The organism is Polynucleobacter sp. AP-Feld-500C-C5, from assembly GCF_018882265.1.
GTDB lineage: Bacteria > Pseudomonadota > Gammaproteobacteria > Burkholderiales > Burkholderiaceae > Polynucleobacter.
The window spans coordinates 1-255 of sequence record NZ_JACVOW010000016.1 but is presented as its reverse complement, the minus strand read 5'-3'; the positions used below and the strand labels follow the sequence as shown (position 1 = coordinate 255).

1 pseudogene is annotated in these 255 nt (G+C 49.0%); it reads right to left on the bottom strand.

Annotation, left to right across the window (positions count from 1 at the left end):
* Positions 1-255: pseudogene (locus ICN21_RS01695) on the bottom strand (methylmalonyl-CoA mutase family protein); the annotation flags it as partial.

Here is a 255-nt window from a genome sequence, read left to right as displayed (position 1 = left end):
CATCACGCGAGGGCGACGACCAAACTCTTTGGCAAAGTCAGCGATTTCAGTTTGTAATTTTGCCCAACCCTCGGCTGAGTCATAAGCAGCTGCATACACTCCGGTCACCTTTTGAGTATCGGCGCGAGGGCGCCCGTAAACTTTCTCTAACGCATCAGACACTTCACCAACGGTCGCACGCAAACGAATTGCATTAACAGATAACTCCAATAAATTACCGGAGTGATCTTCTGCAGCCTTAGTTAACGCCTCTAA